Below are 22,174 nucleotides of genomic sequence, written 5' to 3'. Positions count from 1 at the left end.
CCGGAAGGTCCCACCTCGTGTCCGCTGCGCAGAACTATCTGGCCGTCATCAAGGTCGTCGGCATCGGGGGTGGTGGTGTCAACGCCATCAACCGGATGATCGAGGTCGGCCTCAAGGGTGTCGAGTTCATCGCCATCAACACCGACGCCCAGGCGCTGCTGATGAGCGACGCCGACGTCAAGCTCGACGTCGGCCGAGAGCTCACCCGCGGCCTCGGCGCCGGTGCGGACCCCGAGGTGGGGCGCCGCGCCGCCGAGGACCACACCGAGGAGATCGAGGAGGCGCTGCGCGGCGCCGACATGGTCTTCGTGACCGCCGGCGAGGGCGGCGGCACCGGCACCGGCGGTGCCCCCGTCGTGGCCAAGATCGCCAAGTCGCTGGGCGCCCTGACGATCGGTGTGGTGACCCGCCCCTTCACGTTCGAGGGCCGTCGTCGCGCCAACCAGGCCGAGACCGGCATCGCCTCCCTGCGCGAGGAGGTCGACACCCTCATCGTCATCCCCAACGACCGGCTGCTGTCGATCTCGGACCGCAGCGTGTCGATGCTGGACGCCTTCCGGTCGGCCGACCAGGTGCTGCTCTCCGGTGTCCAGGGCATCACCGACCTCATCACCACGCCGGGCCTGATCAACCTCGACTTCGCCGACGTCAAGTCGGTCATGCAGGGTGCCGGCTCGGCGCTCATGGGCATCGGCTCGGCCCGCGGCGAGGACCGCGCCGTGCAGGCCGCGGAGCTGGCCATCTCCTCGCCGCTGCTCGAGGCGAGCATCGAGGGCGCCCACGGGGTGCTCCTGTCGATCCAGGGCGGCTCGGACCTCGGACTGTTCGAGATCAACGAGGCCGCCCGCCTGGTCCAGGAGGCCGCCCACCCGGAGGCCAACATCATCTTCGGCGCGGTCATCGACGACTCCCTCGGCGACGAGGTGCGCGTCACGGTCATCGCGGCCGGCTTCGACGGCGGCGCCCCGCAGACGCGCGACAACGAGCGCGCGCTGGGCCAGGTGCAGGCCGGGGGCGGCACCCGTCCGCAGGCGAACCAGCAGGCGCAGCGCCCGGCGCAGGACGACCGGCAGCAGCAGGCGCAGCGCCCGGCCGGGGCGCCGGCCGCCGGGGCTCAGCAGCAGGGACAGGGCGACGGCGGGGCGACGACCCCGCAGGCCCAGCCCGCGCAGCAGCCGGCCCAGCCGCAGCGCCCGCCGGTGCAGCAGCCGCCGCGCCAGGTGACCTTCGAGGACGAGACCGACGACCTGGACGTGCCCGACTTCCTCAAGTGATCCGCTTGGCTCGACGGGGAGCGCCGCCGCGGCAGGGTTCCGGAAAGGTCCGGGTTTCAGCAGGTCAGGGCGCATGTGATGGCTCGGTCGGGATGTCGGGCGTGGTGGCGTAGGGCTTTGGCGATGTTGTCCCAGCCGGCCAGACGCAGGAGTCCGATCACCGCGTTGCGCAGGGAGGCCATGACGTGCGGGGCGCGACCGACGCGGACCTGGGAGTCGTCCTGTGCGAACGTGACGTCCCTGACATAGTGAAGGCGGTCCTCGATGGCCCAGTGACCGCGGACCCAGGCGGCCAGCACCGCTGGCGGTGCCAGGGCGTGGGTGGCGGAGGTGATCAGGTAGACCACCTCCACGGGCTTCTTCCCGTTGCTGGTGACGGTGCGGCGCAGCTGGGCTACCTGGGCCGCGCCGGGGAAGCCGACCCAGGCGGGGGCGTCGATGGCCTTGATGGTGCGGGTGACGCGGCGGCCGTGAGCGTGCTCGGTGGAGGTTGACCCGACCGGGACCGCGGCCCAGGGCAGCGTCTTCATGTCTGCCAGCAGCCTGGGCTGGTTGCCCTTGACGGTCAGGACGTAGTCGGCGCCGGCCTCGACGATGGCCTGGGCGGTGTCGGTCTGTGTATGCATCGCGTCTGCGGTAATGACGCATCCGTGCAGGTCAGTGGGATCGAAGCCGGCCAGCAGGTCTCGTAGCGCGGGGATCTCGTTGGACTTGGTGTCCACGGCGTGCTGCCGGGGGACGACCCCGGTGGCGTGGTCGAGGGCAGCCACCAGGTGCGGCGCGGCAGCGTGCGCGGTCCTGGCGCCCCGCACGGTCTTGCCGTCGATGGCGATGACCCGGCGTCCGGCGACGTGGGCAATGCGGGTCCATGCCAGGACCGCCAGCTGGCGATCCAGCGCGATCGTGTCGGGCCGGGCGAACAGCTTGCGCAGCGTGGACTCCTCCGGTGCCCGCCCCAGTCCCAGTGCTGCCAGCTGGGCCTGCTCCAGGTCCAGGGCCCGCTCCCCGATCGCGGCGAAGGAACGGGCACCGGCCAGCACTGCACAGACCGCGACGGCCAGCACCCCGACCAGCGGGTACCGCACCCCGCGCGGGTCCCGCGGATCGGGCACCCGGCCGAGCACGTCAAGCAGGGCGTGGTCGGCAGGGTCGCGCTTGGCAGGGATGATCGGCGAAGATGGCATGAGCAGGTGGTTTCGGCTGAGACGGGGCGCGTGAGAACCTCCATCTCAACCCTTGGGCCACACTCGCCACACGCGCCACGCCGATCACACCCCGAGGAACTCCCAGGTCACAGGCCTACCAGCCGACCTTTCCGGAGCCCTGGCCGCCGCGGCACCCGCGGCGGCGCTCCCGTGGTTCTAGGTTGGGCAAGGCCAGGTAAAGGGCTGGTAAAGACAACTGTCAACTGCTTCCATAGTACGACGGCCCCCGTTACCCAATCGTTACCTTGCCTACCTTGTGGTTTCCTGAGAACCGGTCCATGATCGACGTGCAGGAGCGGGGCACTCCACCTCGGGCCTGCAAGTCCCGACACCACCGGTGCAGGGCCTCTCGGGGCAGCCGGCACCTCTCACCCAAAGGAGCGGCTCATGGCTGCCATCTTCTACACCCTCGCCACACTCAAGGACCGTCTCGTCGAGGCCGACAAGGAGCGCGGTGCGACCGCGGTCGAGTACGGCCTGCTCGTGGCCCTGATCGCTGCCGTGATCATCGGCACCGTTGTTATCCTGGGCGGCCGGATCAACACTGCTTTCCAGACCATCGTCACCGCACTCCCCGGCGGCTGACCAATCGGGGTCGTGGTGGAGCCGTCCCTTGGACCGGCTCCACTACCGCATCGCGGATCGGTCTTGGCTGCTCCTAGCTACTACCAACGCAGATGGGGAAAGTCATGGGTTTCAAGACAACTTTGCGACGGTGTCTGGATGACGAACGTGGCGCCACCGCCGTCGAGTACGCGCTGCTCGTGGCTCTCATTGCCTCGGTCATCATCGGCGTCGTGACCACATTGGGGCTAGGGATTATCCCAGGATTTCAGGCCGTCATCGACGGCCTGCCGTGACCTCTTCTCCCCACTGTGTCTGCCGGGGCCACTAAGGATGCTGTAATGACCGAAGGACGGGAGCGCGGGGCCGCGGCCGTAGAATTCGCGATGATCGCGATCATCCTGCTCACTCTCGTGTTCGGGATTGCAGAGTTCGGCCGGCTGTGGATGATTCAGTCCACCCTCTCAGCAGCGGCGCGGGACGGAGCGCGGACGATGGCCGTGAAGAACGACCAAGACCCGGCCAGCCAGGCGGTCAAGGACGTGTTTTCGTCGATCAGTCCCTCCGGTCCGACGACGCTCACCATCGCGCCCGCCACGGGAGCATGTGACTCGGGCGGACAGGCCAAGGTCGACGCAACCTACGAGGCGCCGTGGCTGACCGGGTTCTTCGGCTCGGGAACGGTCACTCTCAAAGGCCAAGGAGTCATGAGATGCGGTGGTTGACCTACATCAGCAGGATCGCATCACGCGGTCGCGATCGTGGCGCCACGGCGGTCGTGACAGCGCTCCTGCTCATCGGCCTCGTGGGCTTCACCGGCCTGGCCGTGGACACGGGCGCCACGATGGCCACGCAGCAGGAGCTGCAGAACGGTGCTGACGCTGCCGCCTTGGCGGCCGCCCAGGAATGCGCGGAGAACGGTTGCGGGAGTATTGACGCGGTGGCCGGTCCCTATGGGGTCGCCAACGTGCGCAATGAGAAGGGCGAGGTGTCCACAACGCTCCAGCCAGACACCGGCGCGCAGACCGTGCAGGCCACTGTCTCGGGACGCAAGACGCACTGGTTCCTTCCCGTCGTGGGCATCGCAAGCTCCAACTTGGAGGCCACCGCGACCGCGTCTTGGTTCACACCCAAGAAGGGTCCGTCCATGCTTCCCCTGGCGATATCTCAATGTTCTTTCGAATACCAGGCCAGTGGGGCTCCGGTATCTGTCGGGGACACCATCGTCGTGTGGATACCGAAGGACAACAAGCATACTCCGGGGTGCCCCGACGACGCTTACCCCCCCGGAGGGTTTGGGTGGCTCGATCCCGTCGATGGAAAGTGCGAAGCCGATATCATCGTCGGGGGTTGGGTTGGGGGTGACACGGGTAACACGCCTAAGGGCGCGTGCGACTTCTCGGAGTATGTGGGAAAGACCGTCCTCATCCCCATCTTCAACGCCAAGAGAGGGACTGGTGAGGCGGCAGAGGTATTCGTGACCCAGTTCGCGGCCTTCGAGGTCGATCGGCTCGAGATCCAGACCAAGGGAGAGTGGGGAAATCTTCCGAAGTGTCCGAAGAATCCGGTCCCTAATGGATTGCACGACACCTGTCTTCGTGGCAAGTTCGTTGAGTATGTTACGTCTGCAGAAGGTTATGTAGGAGATAGTTCGGAGTCTGACGTGTCCGTGATCCGGTTGATCGACTGACGAACATCTTCTTGGCATATTTCCTAACGAATGTAAGGGCCTATAGTGATTCGTCGTGTGATCGCTGCACTTGTCGCCGTCATCCTGGCGGGTGTCGGCGTTGTCCTCGTGCTCAACTACGCCAACAGGGCTGACGAGCGAGCTTTGGAGGGCATGAAGACGGACAACGTCTACGTGGCCACCCAGGCCATCCCGATGGGCACATCCGGGGAGGACCTGGCAGACCGGGTCGAGACCAAGGCGGTGCCGCGCCAGTTCCAGGTCGAGGGCGCGGTGGATGATCTCGAGGATCTTGAGGGCCGGGTCTCACTGACCGACGTCTCCGCCGGAGAGCAGTTGCAGCGATCAAGGTTTGCGACTCCTGAGGAGCTGCGTGCCCGAGGGGAGTTCGCGCTGCCCGAGGAGGCGGAGGACCTGCACCAGCTGACCATCCCTCTGGACACGGCGCGGGCATTGGGCGGTGACGTGACCGCTGGAGACACCGTAGGAGTACTGATGTCCTTCGAAGCCACCTTCCAGCCCGGCCTCTACGTCGACAGCGACGGCACCGTGCGATGGAGCCCCGAGGTTGCCCAGGGACAGGAGGGCCAGAGTGGCACGCCGGAGGAGATCACCATCGACTTCACCAAGCTCACGCTCGAAAAGGTCTTGGTGACCAGGGTTCAGGGCGGATACGTGCCTGCGCCAGCAGCGGTGACCTCTCAGACCGAAGGATCGACCGACGACGAGGAAGGTCCCGCGGACCAGATCCTCGTGACGCTGGCTCTCGACGGAAGCCAGGCCGAGCAGCTGGTCTATGCGATGGAGTTCGGGACCGTGTGGCTCACCTACGAGCCCGAGACCGCCGAAGAGGATGCGGACGACATCAAGATGATCCGCCTGCCCGAGCGGGCCGGGGACGTGCTGGAGTGAGCGCCACCATCCTGGTCAGCCCTTCGGTCGACACCGCGAGGAAGGTGCGGATCGCGGTCGGCGATGACCTGACGGTGCTGCAACCGCAGCAGCTGCCCGCGACCGCGCCCCAGCTCCTGGCGATGGTGCCGGAGCCGGATGCCGTCCGCTCCGTCCTCATCGACGTGCGGGAGGGGGCGAGCCCGGAGTCGTCCGTGCTGGAGCTGGCAGGGAGGTTCTCTGAGAAGTACCCGTCAGTGAAGGTGCTGCTCCTCACCGACGAGGCAGAGCGGCTTGCGCTTGGAGCCCTGCGTCACGGGGTGACCGACCTCCTAGACCCCGACGCGTCCATCGAGGACCTGCGGCTGGTGCTGCGCAGATCGGCTAACGGTGGCGTCAACCACTCCGAGACCTTCAGCGGACGAGTCATCACGATCGCCTCGCCCAAGGGAGGTGTCGGCAAGACGACCCTGGCCACGAACGTGGCCGTCGGCCTGGCGGCCCAGGCGCCGAAGAGCACCGTCCTCGTCGACCTCGACATCCAGTTCGGCGACGTCGCCGCTGCTCTTGACCTCGACCCGACCTACACCCTGGGTGACATCGTGGTCGGACCTGGGTTGACGGACCCGATCGCGCTCAAGACGCTCCTGGCCCAGCACCCGAGCGGCCTCCAGGTCGTCTGTGGGGTGCACTCCCCGGCGGAGGCCGACGTGATCACGCCGCAGCACATCGACGCACTCCTGCGGTTGCTCAAGAAGGAGTTCCGTTATGTCGTCATCGACACCGCTCCCGGGATGAGCGAGCAGACCCTGGCGGCGATCGACCACGCCACAGATCTGGTGCTCGTCACCAGCCTGGACGTGCCCGGTGTGCGGGGGCTGCGCAAGGAGCTGCAGCTGCTCGACGACATCGAGCTGCAGCCGGCGACCCGCCACATCGTCATCAACTTCGAGGACGCCACGGGTGGCCTGACCGTCAAGGACGTCGAGGCCGCGATCGAGCGTCCGGTGGACCTGGTCCTCGAGCGTTCGGCAAAGGTGCCCAGGACGACGAACCAGGGGACGCCCATCATCGCGGCCATGCCTCGGGACAAGGTCAGTCGCACGATCAGTGAGCTGGTCTCACGCTTCGCGCACATCTCCGCCCCGCAGTCCCGCTGGGGCGGGCGGCACCGAGGGAGGCTCCGGCCATGAGACTGTCCGACCGGCTGAAGGCAGCCCAACTCCAGGACGAGCCCGGACGGCACCGCGACGGCGTTGCGGCTGCAGGGTCGTCGCTCGATGGGGCTGGCGAGGGGAGCCCCACCTCAGCTGAGCATTCGGAGCTGGCTCCTGCCGGTGCTGACGATGACGTGACAGTTCGCTCGCTCGTCGAGCCAGTCCCGGTACGTGCTACGCCGCGGTCAGCCCCGCCTGACGCGCTTGTCGCTTTCAAGACGAAGGCCAGAGAGGAGCTGTTTGCTCGCCTAGGTGGCCGGCTCACAGACTCCTCGCTGGCAGAGAACGACCTGCAAGCGCTGGTCCGCCGCGAGCTCACCTCCCTGGTCCAGGGCGCCGAGCTCGCACTGAAGCCGGACGAGCGGCGACAGCTCATCGCCGAGCTCACCGACGACGTCCTCGGCTACGGCCCCCTGCAGAAACTGCTGGAAGACGACGACGTCACCGAGATCATGGTCAACGGTCCTGACAACGTCTACGTCGAGGTGGCAGGTCGGATCACCCGGACCCCGGTCCACTTCACCAGTGAGGATCACCTGCGCCGTGTGATCGAGCGCATCGTCTCTCGTGTCGGTCGACGCATCGACGAGTCTTCTCCTCTGGTGGACGCCAGGCTTGAGGACGGGTCGCGCGTGAACGCCATCATCCCACCCCTCGCGTTCACCGGGCCAACGTTGACGATCCGCAAGTTCGGCAAAGTGCCGCTCACCGCAGAAGACCTCATGGCCAAAGGGTCTCTCTCCCCCCAGATGGTGCAGCTCCTGCAGGCGTGCGTCGAGGGCAAGCTCAACATCCTGGTCAGCGGGGGCACCGGCACCGGCAAGACCACCATGCTCAACGTCCTGTCGTCGTTCATCCCCCACGACGAGCGCATCGTCACGATCGAGGACGCCGTCGAGCTGCAGCTCCAGCAGGAGCATCTGGTGCGCCTGGAGAGTCGCCCTGCCAACATCGAGGGACGCGGCGAGGTCACGATCCGTGAGCTCGTCCGCAACTCGCTGCGCATGCGTCCGGACCGCATCATCGTCGGGGAGGTCCGTGGCGGCGAGAGCCTCGACATGCTCCAGGCGATGAACACGGGCCACGAGGGCAGCTTGTCCACGCTCCATGCCAATACCCCGCGCGATGCGATCTCGCGGCTGGAGACCATGGTCCTGATGGCCGGCATGGACCTGCCGTTGCGCGCCATCCGCGAGCAGATCGCCTCGGCGCTGGACGTGATCGTGCACCTGACCCGTCTTCGGGACGGCACGCGACGTGTCACGCACCTGACCGAAGTGCAGGGCATGGAGGGAGACATCATCACGTTGCAGGACGCTTTCGTCTTCGACTACGCCGCCGGGGTCGACCACAACGGCCGTTTCCTGGGCACGACTCGCCCAACGGGCGTGCGTCCAGGGTTCACGGAGCGGTTTGAGGACCTGGGGATCGAGCTGCCTGAGCACCTCTTCGAAGCTGATCTGGTGGGGCGGAGCCGGTGGTGACGCCCGGCTCGGTCAGCCCGCTGTGGCTAGGTGTCGGCGCGATCGCCCTGGCAGCGGGCCTCGTCGTCACCATCCTGGCGTGGCCTGTGACGGCGGTCGACGTCCAGCGCCGTCTAGGCGCTCGCACGCCGACGACGCTGCTCACCCGCAGCACCGATCGGGCCACCGGACTGATCGATCGTCTCGTGGGTCAGCGGGGCAGCCGAGCGTCTTGGGAGCGGGTGCTCGATCGTGCCGGCATCCAGCGGACGGTGCCAGAGTTCATCCTGCTGGTCGGTGCAGGCTCCTTGGTCGGTCTGGCCGTGGGGTATGTGGTCGGCGGACCGGTGGTGGGCGTGCTGCTCGCCGGGTTCGCCGTCGCAGGGGCGGTGCTGTGGGTGAGCCTCCGCTCGGACAAGCGCAAGGCCGACTTCGCCGACCAGCTCGATGACATTCTCACGCTGCTGGCCAGCAACCTTCGGGCTGGTCATAGTCTGCAGCACGCACTCGACGCCATGAGTCGGGAGGTCGAGCAGCCGGCCGCCTCGGAGATGGCGCGTGCGGTCACCCAGGTGCGCGTGGGCCGAGACCTCAGCGATGCTCTCGGGGATGTCGCCGACCGGATGGACAGCGACGACTTCAGGTGGATCACCCAAGCCATTGGCATCCATCGGCAGGTCGGCGGCAACCTGGCCGACGTGCTGGACACGGTCGCGGACACGATCCGTGAGCGCGGGCAGGTCCGACGCCAGGTGCAGGCGCTCAGCGCAGAAGGGCGGCTGTCCGCGTGGGTGCTCATCGCACTCCCGTTCTTCGTGATCCTCGCTCTGTCTTTCCTGAATCCGGGCTACCTTGCGGTGTTCACCGACAGCATGCTCGGCTATCTCTTGATGGCTGTCGCCGCGGTCCTGCTCGTGATCGGGATCTATTGGATGCGGATCATGGTCAAGGTCGAATTCTGATGGCCGGCGTTCTCCTGCCGGTCACTGCGGCCGCAACCGTCGCGCTGGCCGCTGTGCTCGCGACCTACGCGATGACCGCCCAGCCCGGTCGGGTGCGCGCGCAGAGCCTGGCCAACCTGCGGCGCGGGGATCGGCAAGCCGCCCGCGATGCCGACCTGGTCACCGGCGGCGGACTCGTGGGCCTGGCCCGCAAGCTCACGCCGGCGGGCCGCGTCCGTGGGCTGGACCTGCAGCTGTCCCGCGCCGGTCGGCCAGCGGCATGGCCGCTGGAGCGCGTCCTTGTCACCAAGGTGCTCGGCACGGCCGCGACAGCGGCACTGATGCTGCTGCTCTTCAGCGTCAGCCCGAGCCGGCGGCTCGTGGCCTTCGCGGTGGTGATGGTCGTCCTCGTGTGGTTCCTGCCGGAGATCCTGCTCTACAACACTGCGCAGAAGCGCAAGGTCGCCATCCAGCGCGCGCTGCCAGACACCCTCGACCAGATGACGATCGCGGTTGAGGCCGGCCTTGGGTTTGAGTCGGCGATGGCGCACGTAGCGAGGAACGGCAGCGGGCCCCTAGCCGAGGAGCTCATCCGCACGCTGCAGGACATCCAGGTCGGCCAACCACGTCGCGACGCCTACCGTGCGCTGGCCGAGCGAAGTCCCGAGGAGGACCTACGTCGATTCCTTCGCGCGGTCATCCAGGCAGAGCAGCACGGTGTCTCCATCGCCGGCGTCCTGTCGACCCAGGCCCAGGAGATGCGCATCAAGCGGCGTCAGCGGGCTGAGGAGAAGGCGATGCAGATCCCGGTCAAGGTGGTCTTCCCCCTGATCCTCACCATTCTGCCGGTGCTCTTCATCATCGTCATGGGGCCCGGAGTCATCAACATGATCGACGCCTTCTCAGGCCGGTAGACAGTCTCCCCAAAGTTCTCTCCCACCACACGAGGTGACAAGTGGCACTCCATCCCGACGACGTCGTCCGCAAGACGTTCCGCACGACGCAGCTTCGACGCGGCTACGACGAGGGTGAGGTCGACGCTTTCCTCGAGGAGGTCGTCGCCGAGCTGCGCCAGTTGCGCGACGAGGTCGACGAGCAGAAGGCGGAGATCGACCACCTCAGGGGGCAGCTGGAGCACGGTGACGAAGCCGCTCAGCGGCGCGCTTTGGAGGAGCAACAGCTTGACCAGGTCCGGCGCGAGCGCGACTCCGTGGTCCAGGAGCTGAAGGACGCCGATCGGCGCGTCGCGCAGGCACGGGCGGACGCCGAGGCTGCCGAGCGAGACCGGGAGGCAAGCCTGGAGGAGATCCGTGCCCGGTTCGACGACGACCTCTTTGCCCTGGAGAAGAAGGTCCACCAGGTCCGCGAGGAGGCCAACAGGGCGGAGGACGAGAGCCAGGAGCGCCAGCGCGCCGCCCAGGACCTGATGGCCCAGGTGCACCTCGAGGAGGAGCGGCTGGCCGCACGACTGACCGCGCTGCGCGAAGACGCGGTGCAGGCCTTGGGCGAGGAGCTCGGGTCGGACCGCGCCGACGAGCTCGCTGGCGCCGTAAGCGTGCCGGAGGCGGCTGGGCCCATGGCGGACCTGCGGTTCGTCGCCGCCCTGGCGTCCGCCGCGCGCAAGGAGCAGTCCGAGCGTGCGGTGCGGGACGCCGAGGCGGTGCGCACCGATGCGGCTGCGGAGCGGGAGCGGATGATCGGCGACGCTGCCACGCGCACCCAGGCACTGCTGGTCAACGCCCAGCGCGAGCACGACGAGTTGGTCGAGCAGGCGCGGAAGGCGCACGAGGAGCTGGTGCGCACCGCCCAGGAGCAGCACGACGAGCTGGTGGGTGCTGCGCAGGCAGAGCACGACCGATTGCTGGAGACGGGCAAGACGCAGCAGGCCCGCTTCGTCACCGACGGCACTCAGACTCGCGACGAGCTGCTTGCCGAGGGGCAGGCTGAGAACCAGCGCTTGATCAGGGCGGCCAAGGAGGTGCACGAGCGGATGATCCACGAGGCGACGGAGGAGCACCGTCGACTGCTCGACACCGGCCGGGCCGAGCACGACCGGCTGATCAGCGAGGCAGAGGAGCAGCGGGCCGGAGTCCTCGCGGACCTCAACGCTCGACGCGACCTGCTGCAGAGCAAGGTCGAGGAGCTCGACCGCTTCCAGGGCGAGTACCGTCAGCGGTTGCGCACCTACATGGCGGAGCAGATGAAGGTGCTCGACGACGATGCCTGGCACCGGTAGCCGAGGACCGCGGAGGTAGCCTGACGACCGTGTTCTTCTGGCGTGAGCGGATCGAGCCGAGCGGCGCCGCCTGCGGCGTGGAGTTGGCCTTCACCGACCGTCGGGGCGGGTCGAGCCAGGCGCCGTTCGACGGTCTCAACCTTGCCCTGCACGTGGGGGACCGCGACGACGCGGTGACCACCAACCGGCGCCGGCTCGCCAACGAGCTGGGCCTGCGGCTGGACGACCTGCGCTTCATGGACCAGGTCCACGGCTGCGCCGTCGCCCTGACGCCGGGCACCGTGCCCGGTGAGGGAGCCCCGCACGGCGCCGTGCCGCCGACAGCCGACGGCATCGTGTCCGGTCGCACGGACGAGGCGCTCGTCGTGATGGTCGCCGACTGCGTGCCCGTGCTCCTGCTCGACCGCACCGTCGGCCTCGTCGCGGCCGTGCACGCCGGGCGGGGAGGCCTCGTCAAGGGCGTCGTGCCGGCAGCCGTCTCGAGGCTTCGCGACCTCGGCGCACACGACCTCGAGGCCGTCCTCGGCCCGTCCATCTGCGCCGGGTGCTACGAGGTGCCTGCCGAGCTCCGGGACGAGGCCGCAAGCGTCGCTCCGGCCGCTGCTGCTGTCTCCTCGACCGGCACGCCCGCGATCGACGTCGCTGCGGGCGTGGTCGAGCAGCTGGGCCGCGACGGTGTCTCCGTGCGTCGGCTGCCCGGCTGCACCCGCGAGAACCCCGACCTCTACTCCTACCGCCGCGATGGCCGGACCGGCCGCTTCGTCGGCGTCGTCCGACTACTCGACCACGAGGAAGCCGCATGACCGGGACCGCCCGCCACGACGAGCTCGCCGCCAACCTGTCCGGCATGCGGGTCGACGTCGACGCCGCCTGCGCGGCCGCCGGGCGCGACCCCGCGGACGTCACGCTGATCGTGGTGACCAAGTTCTTCCCCGCCTCCGACGTCGAGGAGCTGGTCAGTCTGGGCGTCCGCCACATCGGCGAGAACCGTGACCAGGAGGTCGGCCCCAAGGTCGCCGACCTGCCCGAGGAGGTCCGTGGCCTGCTCACCGTGCACTTCGTCGGCCAGCTGCAGACCAACAAGGCCAACCGCGTCGCCCGCTACGCCGACGTCGTCCAGTCCGTCGACCGCGCCCGGCTCGTCACCGCCCTCGACCGCGGTGCCGGCATCGCGCTGGACGAGGGCCTACGGCAGGAGCCCATCGACGTCACGCTGCAGGTCGACCTGGGGGAGGGGGAGGACCGCGGCCGCGGCGGGGCTCTTCCCGAGGACCTGCCGGCGCTCGCCGACGCGACTGCCTCGGCCGAGCACCTGCGGCTGCGCGGGCTCATGGCCGTGGCGCCCAGGGACCAGGACGAGCCAGGGGTCAGGGCCGCGTTCGAGCGGCTCGCGCAGCTCGGCGAGGACCTTCGCAAGGATCATCCGGACGCCACCTGGATGTCCGCCGGAATGAGCGGCGACTTTGAAACTGCTGTGACATGTGGTGCGACTCACCTGCGTGTCGGCACCCGCATCATGGGCTCCCGGTTGTAGCGTCAGGAGCGACCGATCCACCACGGGAGACGCTCCCGTCTGCACCAAGGAGCTCGCTAGATGGCCGGGGCACTGCGCAAGACCATGGAGTACCTCGGACTCGCCGAGTCCGACGAGCGCTTCGACGACTACGACGCCTACCCCACCGAGGACGAGGCTCGCCACGAGGCGCCGGTGCAGCGCGACCCCGCGTCGGTGCGCGCGGTCCGCGACGAGGACGAGCGGGCGCACGGGGCCGAGGTCACGGCGCTGCCGCGCCGCACGCCGGTCAAGCAGGTCGTCCGGGAGGCGCAGATGAGCGAGCTGAACCGCATCACCACCATCCACCCGCGCACCTACAACGAGGCCAAGGACATCGGCGAGGCCTTCCGCTCCGGCGTCCCGGTGATCATGAACCTCACCGACATGGACGACTCCGACGCCAAGCGCCTGGTCGACTTCGCCGCCGGCCTGGCCTTCGGCCTGCGCGGATCCATCGAACGCGTGACGAGCAAGGTCTTCCTCCTGGGCCCCGAGCACGTGCACGTCGACAGCGGGCAGCCGGCCCCGGCGCCCCGTGCCGGGGGGCAGGGGCCGTTCAACCAGAGCTGACGTAGCCTTCCTCCCATGGTCGGCCAGATTCTCTCCTACGTCCTTGGCCTCTATCTGCTCGTCCTCATCGGACGGCTGGTCTTCGACTGGGTGCAGGTGTTCGCCAGGGACTGGCGCCCCAAGGGGCCGATCCTGGTCCTCGCCAACGGTCTCTACGCGCTCACCGACCCGCCGCTCAATGCCCTGCGCAAGGTGATCCCGCCGCTCCGGCTGGGCAACGTCGCGCTCGATCTCGCCTTCCTCGTCCTCTTCCTCGCCGTGAGCCTCGGGCGGTCCCTGGTGCGGCTGATCCCGTTCTGACCCGGTATGGGGTCGCGCCTCCCGTCGCCGTCGTGACCGGTGTGCTAGGCGTGGGTTAGAGTGGCCGGTGAACGTGCACGGAACCCGCACGTCATCGGCCATGCCCACTTGTGAACGGGGGGTGGTCGATGACTTCCTGATCGAGGTGAAAAATGGCGCTGTCCCCCGAGGACGTCATCAAGAAGAGTTTCAGCGCGACGCACCTGCGCCGAGGCTATGACGAGACCCAGGTCGACGACTTCCTCGACGAGGTCGTCGTCGAGCTGCGCCGGCTGGTCGCCGAGAACGACGGCCTGCGCTCCGACCTCGAGGACTGCCGCGCCGGTCAGGGCATCGGCGGCGCCGACCGGACCGACTCCTACGACGCGGCAGCGTTCGCCGGTGCCCCCGACGGCCGACGGGAGGAGCTGGAGGCCGAGCTCGAGGAGCTCCGTGCCCAGGTGGCGTCCGAGCGTGCGGCTGCCGACCAGGCCGAGGCGGAGGCTCGTGACCGCATCGCGGCTGCGCGCAGCTCCGCGGACGGGGCCGAGCAGGGCGCCGGTCAGCAGGCCGGTGCCGAGGTCGAGGACCTGCGCCGCCAGCTCGAGGAGTGCAAAGCCGCACGCGAGGCAGCCGAGCAGCGTGCCACCGCGGCGGAGCAGGCCCGCGACGAGGGCGCCCAGGGCTCTGCCGAGGTCGAGGACCTCCGGAGCAAGGTCGCCGCGGCGGACGAGCGCGTGCGCGAGCTGGAGGGGCAGCTGCAGCAGGCCCAGGAGCAGGCCCGCCAGGCCGAGGAGAGGGCCAGCGCCGCACCGGCCACCGTCTCCGCCCCCGGCGAGGACCCCACGACGATCATCTCCCTGGCGCAGCGGCTGCACGACCAGCACGTCGCCGAGGGCGAGACGACCAAGGTCCGTCTGGTGGAGGAGGCCGAGGGCTACCGCGACCGCGTGGTGACCGAGGCCGACACCAAGCGCAACGAGCTGCTGCAGACCGGGCAGGAGACCCACGACCGTCTGGTGCACGAGGGACAGAGCAAGCACGACGAGCTGGTCACCACCGGTCAGCAGACGCACGACCAGCTGGTCCAGGAGGGGCACGCCAAGCACGACGAGCTCGTCCAGACCGGCCAGCAGACCCACGACCACCTCGTGCAGGAGGGTCAGCAGGAGCGGGGTCGGCTCATCCACGAGGGCCAGACCCAGCACGACCAGCTGGTCCAGGAGGGCACGACCACGCGGGACACCCTCGTCAACGAGGGCACCAGCACCCGCGATCAGCTCGTCGGCGAGGCCGAGCAGCACCGTGCCGGCATCCTGGAGGACCTGAACAAGCAGCAGTCCTCGCTGACCGGTCGCATCGGCGACCTGCAGACGCAGGAGACCGACCTGCGCGACCGGCTGCGGGCTTTCCTCAGCGACCAGCTGTCGAAGGTCGACGGGACCTGACGCGCAGGTCCACCCACGCACCGAGAGGGCGTCCCGGCAACCGGCCGGGGCGCCCTCTCGTCGCCGTCCCCGGACCCTTGGCTGATTCGATGCGGGCGGTGCGCGGTCCTGCGTTGTGCTTGGCCCGGCAGTGGCCTATCCTTCCGGCACCAAGCCGGCACCGGCGCAGGGACCGGAGCGGCGTACCGCACAGAAGGGCACCTCGTGGCCAAGTCTGCGAAAACCACTACCACCACGACCACCGCCGTCGCATCGGTCCTCAGTGTGCGCGAGGGGGAGGAGCCGTGGACGGTCGAGGAGCTGGCGGAGGTGTGCACCGAGCTGGAGTCCGACGTGCAGCGCCTCACCGAAGAGCTGGACGAGGCCGAGGAGGACCTCGTGGAGCTGATGCGCAACTACGGCGACGGGGCCGGTGACGACCAGGCCGACGCCGGCGCCGCGACCTGGGAGCGGGAGCAGGAGCTCTCGCTGACCAACAACGCCCGCTCGCTGCTCGAGCAGACCCAGCACGCCGTCGAGCGGATCGAGGAGGGCACCTACGGAGACTGCGAGTCCTGCGGCACACCGATCGGCAAGATGCGGCTGCAGGCCTTTCCTCGTGCGACCCTATGCCTGACATGCAAGCAGAAGCAGGAACGACGCTGACCCCACGCCGCCGCCGCACGCTCGTCGTGCTGGGCATCGCCGCCGCCTGGGTCCTGATCGACCAGCTCACCAAGGCCTGGGCCGAGCGTGCCCTCGCCGACGGGGAGCCGGTCCAGGTGATCGGCGACCTGCTCCGCTTCCACCTGACCTACAACTCCGGCGCGGCCTTCTCTCTGGGGACCGGGTCGACGGGCATCCTGACCATGGTCGCCACCGCCATCGTGCTCGCCGTCCTCTGGCAGGCGTTCAAGGTGCGCAGCCTGCCGTGGGCGATCGCCCTGGGCCTGCTGCTCGGTGGCGCGCTGGGCAACCTGGTCGACCGCTACTTCCGGGCGCCCGCGCCGGGCCAGGGCCACGTCGTCGACTTCCTGCGGCTGCCCAACTTCCCGATCTTCAACGTCGCGGACATCGGCGTGACCAGCGCAGCCGTCCTCATCGCGCTGCTCGCGCTGCGCGGCCACCTGCCCGACGGCAGTCGCGAGGGACACCGCGGCGAGCACCGTGAGCACGACGAGACCGGCCGCGAGTCGCAGGCTCATAGGCCGGGGACGGGGTCCGTGCCGCATACCGCGAGCGACCAGGAGCACGGTCGGTGAGCGACTCCCGCACCTTCCTCGTGCCGCACGGGCTGGAGGGCGAGCGCGTGGACGCCGCCCTGGCCCGTCTGCTCGGCCTGTCCCGCTCCAAGGTCGCCGAGCTCGCCGCCGGAGGACACGTGCGCCAGGACGGCCGGGTGGTCGGCAAGTCCGACCGGGTCGTCGGCGGCAGCTTCGTCGAGATCGACCTGCCGCCCGTCGAGCCGCCGGCCGGGCTCGAGGTCGTGGCCGAGCCGGTGCCCGGCATGCGCATCGTCCACGACGACACCGAGATCGTTGTCGTCGACAAGCCGGCGAACGTCGCCGCCCACCCGAGCGTGGGCTGGAGCGGTCTCACCGTCGTCGGGGGGCTGCGCGCCGCCGGCTACCGGATCTCCACCTCGGGCGCTCCCGAGCGGCAGGGGATCGTCCAGCGCCTCGACGTCGGCACCTCCGGCCTGATGGTCGTGGCCAAGTCGGAGCGCGCCTACACGGTGCTCAAGCAGGCCTTCCGCGACCGCACGGTCGACAAGACCTACCACGCGCTCGTCCAGGGGCTGCCCGACCCGCACGAGGGCACGATCGACGCGCCCATCGGGCGTCATCCCGGGCACGACTACCGCTTCGCGGTGCGCCGTGAGGGCCGGGCGAGCATCACGCACTACGAGCTGATCGAGGCGCACCGGTCGGCCAGCCTGCTGGAGATCGAGCTCGAGACCGGCCGCACCCACCAGATCCGCGTCCACTTCTCGGCGCTGCGACACCCGTGCTGCGGCGACATCACCTACGGGGCCGACCCGGTGCTGGCCAAGCGGCTCGGGCTTGAGCGGCAGTGGCTCCATGCGGTCAAGCTGGGCTTCCTGCACCCGGGGAGCGGTGAGTACGTCCAGTTCGAGTCGGCCTACCCGGCGGACCTTGAGCGGGCGCTGGAGATGATCCGGGGCTGACATGCGGTCGGTGAGTCAGGACCTGCCGCTCGTCGACGACATCGGCTACCGGGTCGACTCCTTCCTCGGCGGCACCATCGACCGGTGGGCCGCCCACCCGCCGGTGGGGTGATCAGCTGGTGACGATCGGCTGAGGGTATGCCGCCACCCCCGAGGGTGCCCCGGACCACCTCGGTCCGGGGCACCGGTGCGTGTGCGGGACCGTTCAGATCAGGCTCGCCGCCCGGCTCTTCGCGCTGCGGCGCACGTGGCTGCGGGCGTGCTCCAGCGCGGGCGGGAAGCTGTCGAAGAGGTGGCGCCGGTCGCGCAGCGCCCCGATGACACCGACGGAGCGCATGAGGGCCATGTGCCGCTCGGGCACCCCCTTGATGAGCACGGTGACGCCCTGGCGCTCCAGGGCGCGGACGATCTCGGCCAGCGTGTTCGCGCCGGTGGCGTCCATCGTGCGCAGCTGGGAGAACGCCAGGATGACGACCTCGATGTCGCCCTCGGCCCGCACGTCGCCGCGCACCCGCTCGGCGGCGCCGAAGAACATCGATCCGGTGAGCCGGTAGACCGCGATCCGCGCGTCCGCGGGGTCGGCCGGTGCGTCGATCGGCTCGCGCCGCACGCCGCTGGAGCGTGCTACCGCGCGCAGCGCGAACACGGCGGCCACCGCGATCCCGAACTGGACGGCCTCGATGAGGTCGACCATCACGGTGATGACCATCGTCAGCAGGAGCACCGCGGCGTCGGAGCGGGTGGAGCGCAGGATCGTGCGCGCCTCGCGGAAGGGGATCATCCGCACCGCGGTCAGCATGAGCACCGCGGCCAGGGCGGACGTCGGGATGCGCGAGACCGGCCCGGACGCCAGGTAGATCACGCCGAGCAGCGCGACGGAGTGGGTGATCACCGACAGCCGGGTGCGCCCGCCCGCCCGCACGTTGACCGCGGTCCGCGCGATCGCCCCGGTGGCGGGTATGCCGCCGAACGCGCCCGAGGCGATGCACGCCATACCCTGCCCGACGAGCTCGCGGTCGGGGTTGTAGCGGGCGTCGCCGGAGAGGTCGACCGCCACCCGCGCGGACAGCAGGGACTCGATGGCCGACAGCGCCGCCACGGCGAGCGCGGCGGTGAGCAGCGTCTGCAGGAGCGCGGGGTCGACCGCGGGGATCGAGGGCAGCGGCAGCGAGGAGGGGATCTCCCCGATCCGGGCCAGCGGCAGGTGGAGCAGCTCGGCCAGCACGGTGACCAGGACGATCGCGACCAGGGAGACCGGGATGCGCTCGTCCCACAGCGGGAGGAGGAGCATGAGCCCGACGACGACGGCGACGGCGGCCAGCGGCCACACCGCGGCGGACCAGTCGGCGTGCTGCAGGGCGTGGAAGGCGGCGACGGCCGGGCGGGTGCCCAGCTCGTCGGCCGGCCCGAGGACGAGGGGCACCTGCTGCAGGAAGATGATCACGCCGATGCCCGCGGTGAAGCCGGCGATGACCGGCCAGGGCACCAGGCCGATGAGCTGCCCGAGCCGCAGCACGCCGGCGATCATCAGCATGATCCCGGCGAGGATCCCGACCACCGCCAGGGCGGCGACCCCGTGCTCGCCGACGATCGGCACCAGGACCACGGCCATGGCGCCGGTCGGCCCGGAGACCTGGACGTTGGAGCCGCCGAAGACCGCGGCGACCAGGCCCGCCACGACCGCGGTGACCAGCCCTGCGGCGGCGCCGGCGCCGGAGCTGATCCCGAACGCGAGGGCCAGGGGCAGGGCGACGATGCCGACGGTCGCGCCCGCCGCGATGTCGGCGCGCCAGTGCGTGGGCACGTCGGCGTAATCGCTCCTGCCCGGCAGCAGCCCCCGTAGCGCCGCCAGCCTCATCGGCCGCCCTCCGCCGCGACGGCGCTGGCCAGCTGGTCCTGCTGGGTGGCGAGCCGGTCCACCACGAACGAGCGCGCGACCCCCAGCAGGTCGGCGACCCGGGGCTGGGCCACCTCGTAGGTCACGGTGTTGCCGACGCGTCTGGAGACGACCACGTGGTGGCGGCGCAGCACGCCGAGGTGCTGGGAGAGCAGGGAGGCCTCGATGCCGAGGGTGTCCAGCAGGTCGCTGACCGGGCACGGGCCGTCCGCGTCGACGAGCAGCTCCAGGATGTGGACGCGCACGGGGTGGGCGAGGGCCTTGAACAGGTCGGCCTTGATCTCGTAGAGCGGCGCGTCTGGGGAGGAATAGGTCACAGGTGTGTTCCTTGAGGGCGTCAGGGGGTCCTGAAACAGTTTAGCAAAACATGAAGCGATCAACCATTCGGCTGTGGTCCGGGCCTATCCCCGCCAGCAGAGCGTGTGGGTTGCGCTCGGGGCGGTACCGCATACCAGGCAGGCGACCCGCCGGGTGTCCTCACCTCCGAGCGCGTTGCGTCACCGTGACCAGGTCACTACTATGAACGGTAGGAGATGGTGACGATGATCGTTCCCTCAGCCCAGGACGCAGGACGGGCCACGCCCGGCGGTGCCCGCCGGTGGCCACCGGGGACCCTGGTCGGGCTGGGCCTCGTCTACGGGGCGGGGGCCGGCACCGTCATCGGCATCGCCGTCGGGGGCGGGACCGGGCTCGCGCTGGGTGCGGCGGTCGGTGCCGGGCTCGGGGTGGTGGCCGGCGCGGTCGGTGACCTCTGGAGCAGGCATGACGCTCGCACCGCGACGACCCTCGACCCGTGACGTCCGTCGGCGCACGGGGGGCAGCGGGCGTGCTGAACGGCTCAGCGCCGGCGACCTGACCGTCCTGGCCACGGACGGCGGCGTGGTGCCCATGCAGATCGCCGCCGTCCTGACGCTGCCGCCCACGGAGCGGCCGGACCGCGACGAGCTCGTCGGTGTGCTGGCGGAGCGGCTGCGCGCGGTGCCCAGGCTGCGCCAGCGGCTCGTGCGCCCGCGCACCGGTCGCGGACGCCCGCGCTGGGTGGACGATCCGGACTTCGACCTGGACCGGCACCTGTGCGTCCTGGCGACGGCCGAGGGCCACGGGTTGCTCGACGTGGCCGCCGAGCTGGTCTGCGCCAGGCTCGACCGGCGGCGGCCTCTCTGGTGCGCCTGCCTGGTCGACGGTGGCCCGGAGGGGGCGCCCGGCCTTGTCATCGTCCTGCACCACGTGCTCGCCGACGGCCTCGGCGGCCTTGCGATCCTCGGTGCCCTGGCCGACCCGCCCCTGGCCGACCCGCCCCTGACCGCGGCATCGGCACGTCCCTCGCCGCCCCGGGCGGTCGCGGCCGCACGCCGCCGCGTGGCCCGGCTGCCGCGCGCCGTGCGGCGGGGCGTGGCCGGCCTCCGCGAGCTGGGCCTGGGCGAGCGTCCCAGGCTCGCGGCGCGCACCTCGCTGAACCGGCCCACCGGCCCGCGTCGGCGGATCGTGCGGGTGGCCGTGCCGCTGGCCGTGGTGAAGACGGCTGCCGTCGAAGCCGGCGGCACGGTCAACGACGTGGTGGTCTCGACGGTCGTCGGTGCGTTGCTGGACCTCCTGCACCGCCGGGGTGAGCGTCCGGGGTCGCTCGTGGTGTCGGTGCCCGTGTCGGCGCGACCCCGTGCAGACGTAGGTGCGCCGGGCAACGAGGTGGGCGTGCGGCCGGTCCGGGTGCCGGCGGTCGACGACGACCTCCGGCGTCTCCACGCTGTCGTGGCGCTGACCCGGGCCGCGGCCGACACGGCCCAGCGGGCCTCCTCGGCCGGCCCGCTGGGGCTTGCCTTCCGGGTGCTCGCGAAGGTCGGGGCCGTCGGCTGGTTCGTCAACCACCAGCGCCTCGTCCACACCTTCGTGACGAACCTGCGCGGCCCGCGGCAGCGCCTGCGCCTGGCCGGGCACGAGATCACCTCCATCACCCCGGTCGCGGTCAACCCGGGCAACGTGTCGGTGTCCTTCGACGTGCTGTCCTACGCCGGGGAGCTCGGCATCACCGTCGTGGTCGACCCTGACCTGGTGCCCGACCTGAGATCGCTGACGCGGAGCCTGGAGAACGGGCTCCGGCGCGTCACGAGGGCGACGGGGTGAGGTGCGCAGCGAGCATGCTGCCCCACTCCCGCGCCCGGTCGAGCTCGCCCGGCAGCAACGGACCCTCGTAGTCGTCGACCCAGAAGCTCGTCGGCTCGGTGACGACGGTGCAGCCGGCGCGGGTCAGACGCTTGGCGGCCTTGCGCGCCGCGGAGCCGGGCAGGTTGGGGTGCCGGACGTGGGTGTCGAAGGTCGCGACCCGCAGGCTCGCCGTGGTGGCGGCGTCGAGCCACTCGCGCACACCTGTGCTCAGCTGCGCGCCGCCGCGACGGTGCGCGTCCTGCCTCGTGCCGGCACGGCTGAGGCCGAACGCGTGGGTCGGGGCGCCGACCACCAGCAGGTCGACCTCCAGCCCTGCCAGGGCGGGTGCCCACTCGACGTCGACCACCTCGGTGGTCGCCGAGTCCTCCAGGCCCGCGGCCAGCGCCTCAGCGACGGCCCTGGTGTTCCCCCAGGCCGACTCGTAGACGATCAGTGCCTTCATCGCGGTCTCCTTCCTCCGTGGCGGCCGACGGCCGGCGGGGGAGTCCCGCCTGGCCGGCGGACGAAGCCACCTTTGATGCTACGTCGCGTAGTAGATGGATGGAAGCCCTGGGCGCCGCGTCGCGGGGTGTGTTCCTTGTCTCAGCGTCAGGTGGTTGCAAATGTACTACTGT

General features: G+C 70.0%; 25 protein-coding genes. 21 read left to right on the top strand and 4 right to left on the bottom strand.

What is annotated here, in order from left to right:
• The first annotated feature begins 17 nt into the window (after positions 1-17).
• A complete protein-coding gene (gene ftsZ / locus DV701_RS05550) occupies positions 18-1,274 on the top strand; it encodes a cell division protein FtsZ (protein WP_114927421.1) in 1,257 nt (418 codons plus the stop codon).
• Between the two features lie 56 nt (positions 1,275-1,330).
• Here the strand turns inward: ftsZ and DV701_RS05545 are convergent, their stop codons facing one another.
• Positions 1,331-2,458, bottom strand: a complete 1,128-nt coding sequence (locus DV701_RS05545) for an ISAs1 family transposase (RefSeq protein WP_202863643.1) — start codon at positions 2,456-2,458, stop codon at positions 1,331-1,333.
• A 408-nt stretch (positions 2,459-2,866) separates the two neighbouring features.
• On the opposite strand from DV701_RS05545, the gene DV701_RS05540 reads away from it, so the two are divergent.
• The 18 genes from DV701_RS05540 (at position 2,867) to DV701_RS05455 (ending at position 17,500) form a co-directional block, all read left to right on the top strand.
• The gene (locus tag DV701_RS05540; protein ID WP_114927420.1) at positions 2,867-3,064 is read left to right on the top strand and encodes a Flp family type IVb pilin; all 198 of its coding nucleotides are present in this window, start codon (positions 2,867-2,869) and stop codon (positions 3,062-3,064) included.
• Between the two features lie 104 nt (positions 3,065-3,168).
• A complete protein-coding gene (locus tag DV701_RS05535) occupies positions 3,169-3,339 on the top strand; it encodes a Flp family type IVb pilin (RefSeq protein WP_202863642.1) in 171 nt (56 codons plus the stop codon).
• A 45-nt stretch (positions 3,340-3,384) separates the two neighbouring features.
• Positions 3,385-3,768, top strand: coding sequence for a TadE/TadG family type IV pilus assembly protein (locus tag DV701_RS05530; protein ID WP_114927418.1), 384 nt, complete (start codon positions 3,385-3,387; stop codon positions 3,766-3,768).
• Positions 3,765-4,733 (top strand): pilus assembly protein TadG-related protein, encoded by a 969-nt coding sequence (locus tag DV701_RS05525; RefSeq protein WP_162802827.1) that lies wholly within the window; start codon positions 3,765-3,767, stop codon positions 4,731-4,733. Before DV701_RS05530 ends, DV701_RS05525 begins: the two co-directional genes overlap by 4 nt.
• Positions 4,734-4,778: 45 nt before the next feature.
• Positions 4,779-5,645: a Flp pilus assembly protein CpaB gene (gene cpaB, locus DV701_RS05520; RefSeq protein WP_162802826.1), complete on the top strand. Its 867-nt coding sequence runs from the start codon at positions 4,779-4,781 to the stop codon at positions 5,643-5,645.
• On the top strand, positions 5,642-6,817 hold the full coding sequence (locus DV701_RS05515; protein ID WP_202863641.1) for an AAA family ATPase: 1,176 nt from the start codon (positions 5,642-5,644) through the stop codon (positions 6,815-6,817). Before cpaB ends, DV701_RS05515 begins: the two co-directional genes overlap by 4 nt.
• Positions 6,814-8,325: a CpaF family protein gene (locus DV701_RS05510; protein WP_114927415.1), complete on the top strand. Its 1,512-nt coding sequence runs from the start codon at positions 6,814-6,816 to the stop codon at positions 8,323-8,325. The genes DV701_RS05515 and DV701_RS05510 overlap by 4 nt, the downstream gene beginning before the upstream one ends.
• Positions 8,319-9,266, top strand: coding sequence for a type II secretion system F family protein (locus tag DV701_RS05505; protein ID WP_162802825.1), 948 nt, complete (start codon positions 8,319-8,321; stop codon positions 9,264-9,266). Before DV701_RS05510 ends, DV701_RS05505 begins: the two co-directional genes overlap by 7 nt.
• A complete protein-coding gene (locus DV701_RS05500) occupies positions 9,266-10,159 on the top strand; it encodes a type II secretion system F family protein (protein ID WP_114927413.1) in 894 nt (297 codons plus the stop codon). Before DV701_RS05505 ends, DV701_RS05500 begins: the two co-directional genes overlap by 1 nt.
• A 41-nt stretch (positions 10,160-10,200) precedes the next feature.
• Entirely contained in the window at positions 10,201-11,481 is a 1,281-nt protein-coding gene (locus DV701_RS05495; protein WP_114927412.1) for a DivIVA domain-containing protein, read from the top strand.
• A gap of 29 nt (positions 11,482-11,510) precedes the next feature.
• Positions 11,511-12,284, top strand: coding sequence for a peptidoglycan editing factor PgeF (gene pgeF, locus DV701_RS05490; protein ID WP_114927411.1), 774 nt, complete (start codon positions 11,511-11,513; stop codon positions 12,282-12,284).
• Positions 12,281-13,015 carry a YggS family pyridoxal phosphate-dependent enzyme gene (locus DV701_RS05485; RefSeq protein ID WP_114927410.1) on the top strand — a complete coding sequence of 245 codons (735 nt, stop codon included), beginning with the start codon at positions 12,281-12,283 and terminating at the stop codon, positions 13,013-13,015. The genes pgeF and DV701_RS05485 overlap by 4 nt, the downstream gene beginning before the upstream one ends.
• A 60-nt stretch (positions 13,016-13,075) precedes the next feature.
• On the top strand, positions 13,076-13,606 hold the full coding sequence (locus DV701_RS05480; RefSeq protein ID WP_114927409.1) for a cell division protein SepF: 531 nt from the start codon (positions 13,076-13,078) through the stop codon (positions 13,604-13,606).
• A 15-nt stretch (positions 13,607-13,621) separates the two neighbouring features.
• Positions 13,622-13,906 (top strand): YggT family protein, encoded by a 285-nt coding sequence (locus tag DV701_RS05475; protein WP_114927408.1) that lies wholly within the window; start codon positions 13,622-13,624, stop codon positions 13,904-13,906.
• A gap of 152 nt (positions 13,907-14,058) precedes the next feature.
• On the top strand, positions 14,059-15,333 hold the full coding sequence (locus DV701_RS05470; RefSeq protein ID WP_114927407.1) for a DivIVA domain-containing protein: 1,275 nt from the start codon (positions 14,059-14,061) through the stop codon (positions 15,331-15,333).
• Positions 15,334-15,537: 204 nt separating this feature from the next.
• Positions 15,538-15,978, top strand: a complete 441-nt coding sequence (locus DV701_RS05465; protein ID WP_202863640.1) for a TraR/DksA family transcriptional regulator — start codon at positions 15,538-15,540, stop codon at positions 15,976-15,978.
• On the top strand, positions 15,951-16,574 hold the full coding sequence (lspA, locus tag DV701_RS05460; protein ID WP_114927405.1) for a signal peptidase II: 624 nt from the start codon (positions 15,951-15,953) through the stop codon (positions 16,572-16,574). Before DV701_RS05465 ends, lspA begins: the two co-directional genes overlap by 28 nt.
• The gene (locus tag DV701_RS05455) at positions 16,571-17,500 is read left to right on the top strand and encodes an RluA family pseudouridine synthase (RefSeq protein WP_114927404.1); all 930 of its coding nucleotides are present in this window, start codon (positions 16,571-16,573) and stop codon (positions 17,498-17,500) included. The genes lspA and DV701_RS05455 overlap by 4 nt, the downstream gene beginning before the upstream one ends.
• Before the next feature lie 205 nt (positions 17,501-17,705).
• Here DV701_RS05455 and DV701_RS05450 read toward each other — a convergent pair whose 3' ends face one another.
• A complete protein-coding gene (locus DV701_RS05450; RefSeq protein WP_114927403.1) occupies positions 17,706-19,358 on the bottom strand; it encodes a SulP family inorganic anion transporter in 1,653 nt (550 codons plus the stop codon).
• Positions 19,355-19,714, bottom strand: a complete 360-nt coding sequence (locus DV701_RS05445; protein WP_114927402.1) for an ArsR/SmtB family transcription factor — start codon at positions 19,712-19,714, stop codon at positions 19,355-19,357. The genes DV701_RS05450 and DV701_RS05445 overlap by 4 nt, the downstream gene beginning before the upstream one ends.
• A gap of 225 nt (positions 19,715-19,939) precedes the next feature.
• Between DV701_RS05445 and DV701_RS05440 the strand changes: the two genes are divergently transcribed.
• Together DV701_RS05440 and DV701_RS05435 are read left to right on the top strand one after the other, a co-directional pair.
• The gene (locus tag DV701_RS05440; RefSeq protein ID WP_162802824.1) at positions 19,940-20,194 is read left to right on the top strand and encodes a hypothetical protein; all 255 of its coding nucleotides are present in this window, start codon (positions 19,940-19,942) and stop codon (positions 20,192-20,194) included.
• Complete coding sequence (locus tag DV701_RS05435; protein ID WP_114927400.1) at positions 20,160-21,518, top strand: wax ester/triacylglycerol synthase domain-containing protein; 1,359 nt, start codon at positions 20,160-20,162, stop codon at positions 21,516-21,518. Before DV701_RS05440 ends, DV701_RS05435 begins: the two co-directional genes overlap by 35 nt.
• On the opposite strand, the gene DV701_RS05430 is transcribed toward DV701_RS05435, so the two are convergent.
• On the bottom strand, positions 21,499-22,002 hold the full coding sequence (locus tag DV701_RS05430) for a flavodoxin family protein (RefSeq protein ID WP_114927399.1): 504 nt from the start codon (positions 22,000-22,002) through the stop codon (positions 21,499-21,501). The genes DV701_RS05435 and DV701_RS05430 overlap by 20 nt on opposite strands.
• Positions 22,003-22,174 lie beyond the last annotated feature (172 nt).

Source organism: Ornithinimicrobium avium, assembly GCF_003351765.1.
Taxonomy (GTDB): Bacteria; Actinomycetota; Actinomycetes; order Actinomycetales; family Dermatophilaceae; genus Ornithinicoccus; species Ornithinicoccus avius.
The sequence above is the reverse complement of the archived record's forward strand: the minus strand, read 5'-3'. Positions and strand labels throughout refer to the sequence as shown.

What these genes read in the sequence shown, in the direction of transcription:
- DV701_RS05545 (WP_202863643.1), bottom strand. Translation starts at nt 2,458, where the DNA reads ATGCCATCTTCGCCGATCATCCCTGCCAAGCGCGACCCTGCCGACCAC.
- DV701_RS05540 (WP_114927420.1), top strand. Translation starts at nt 2,867, where the DNA reads ATGGCTGCCATCTTCTACACCCTCGCCACACTCAAGGACCGTCTCGTC.
- DV701_RS05535 (WP_202863642.1), top strand. Translation starts at nt 3,169, where the DNA reads ATGGGTTTCAAGACAACTTTGCGACGGTGTCTGGATGACGAACGTGGC.
- DV701_RS05530 (WP_114927418.1), top strand. Translation starts at nt 3,385, where the DNA reads ATGACCGAAGGACGGGAGCGCGGGGCCGCGGCCGTAGAATTCGCGATG.
- DV701_RS05510 (WP_114927415.1), top strand. Translation starts at nt 6,814, where the DNA reads ATGAGACTGTCCGACCGGCTGAAGGCAGCCCAACTCCAGGACGAGCCC.
- DV701_RS05500 (WP_114927413.1), top strand. Translation starts at nt 9,266, where the DNA reads ATGGCCGGCGTTCTCCTGCCGGTCACTGCGGCCGCAACCGTCGCGCTG.
- DV701_RS05485 (WP_114927410.1), top strand. Translation starts at nt 12,281, where the DNA reads ATGACCGGGACCGCCCGCCACGACGAGCTCGCCGCCAACCTGTCCGGC.
- DV701_RS05480 (WP_114927409.1), top strand. Translation starts at nt 13,076, where the DNA reads ATGGCCGGGGCACTGCGCAAGACCATGGAGTACCTCGGACTCGCCGAG.
- DV701_RS05475 (WP_114927408.1), top strand. Translation starts at nt 13,622, where the DNA reads ATGGTCGGCCAGATTCTCTCCTACGTCCTTGGCCTCTATCTGCTCGTC.
- DV701_RS05470 (WP_114927407.1), top strand. Translation starts at nt 14,059, where the DNA reads ATGGCGCTGTCCCCCGAGGACGTCATCAAGAAGAGTTTCAGCGCGACG.
- lspA (WP_114927405.1), top strand. Translation starts at nt 15,951, where the DNA reads ATGCAAGCAGAAGCAGGAACGACGCTGACCCCACGCCGCCGCCGCACG.
- DV701_RS05450 (WP_114927403.1), bottom strand. Translation starts at nt 19,358, where the DNA reads ATGAGGCTGGCGGCGCTACGGGGGCTGCTGCCGGGCAGGAGCGATTAC.
- DV701_RS05440 (WP_162802824.1), top strand. Translation starts at nt 19,940, where the DNA reads ATGATCGTTCCCTCAGCCCAGGACGCAGGACGGGCCACGCCCGGCGGT.
- DV701_RS05435 (WP_114927400.1), top strand. Translation starts at nt 20,160, where the DNA reads ATGACGCTCGCACCGCGACGACCCTCGACCCGTGACGTCCGTCGGCGC.
- DV701_RS05430 (WP_114927399.1), bottom strand. Translation starts at nt 22,002, where the DNA reads ATGAAGGCACTGATCGTCTACGAGTCGGCCTGGGGGAACACCAGGGCC.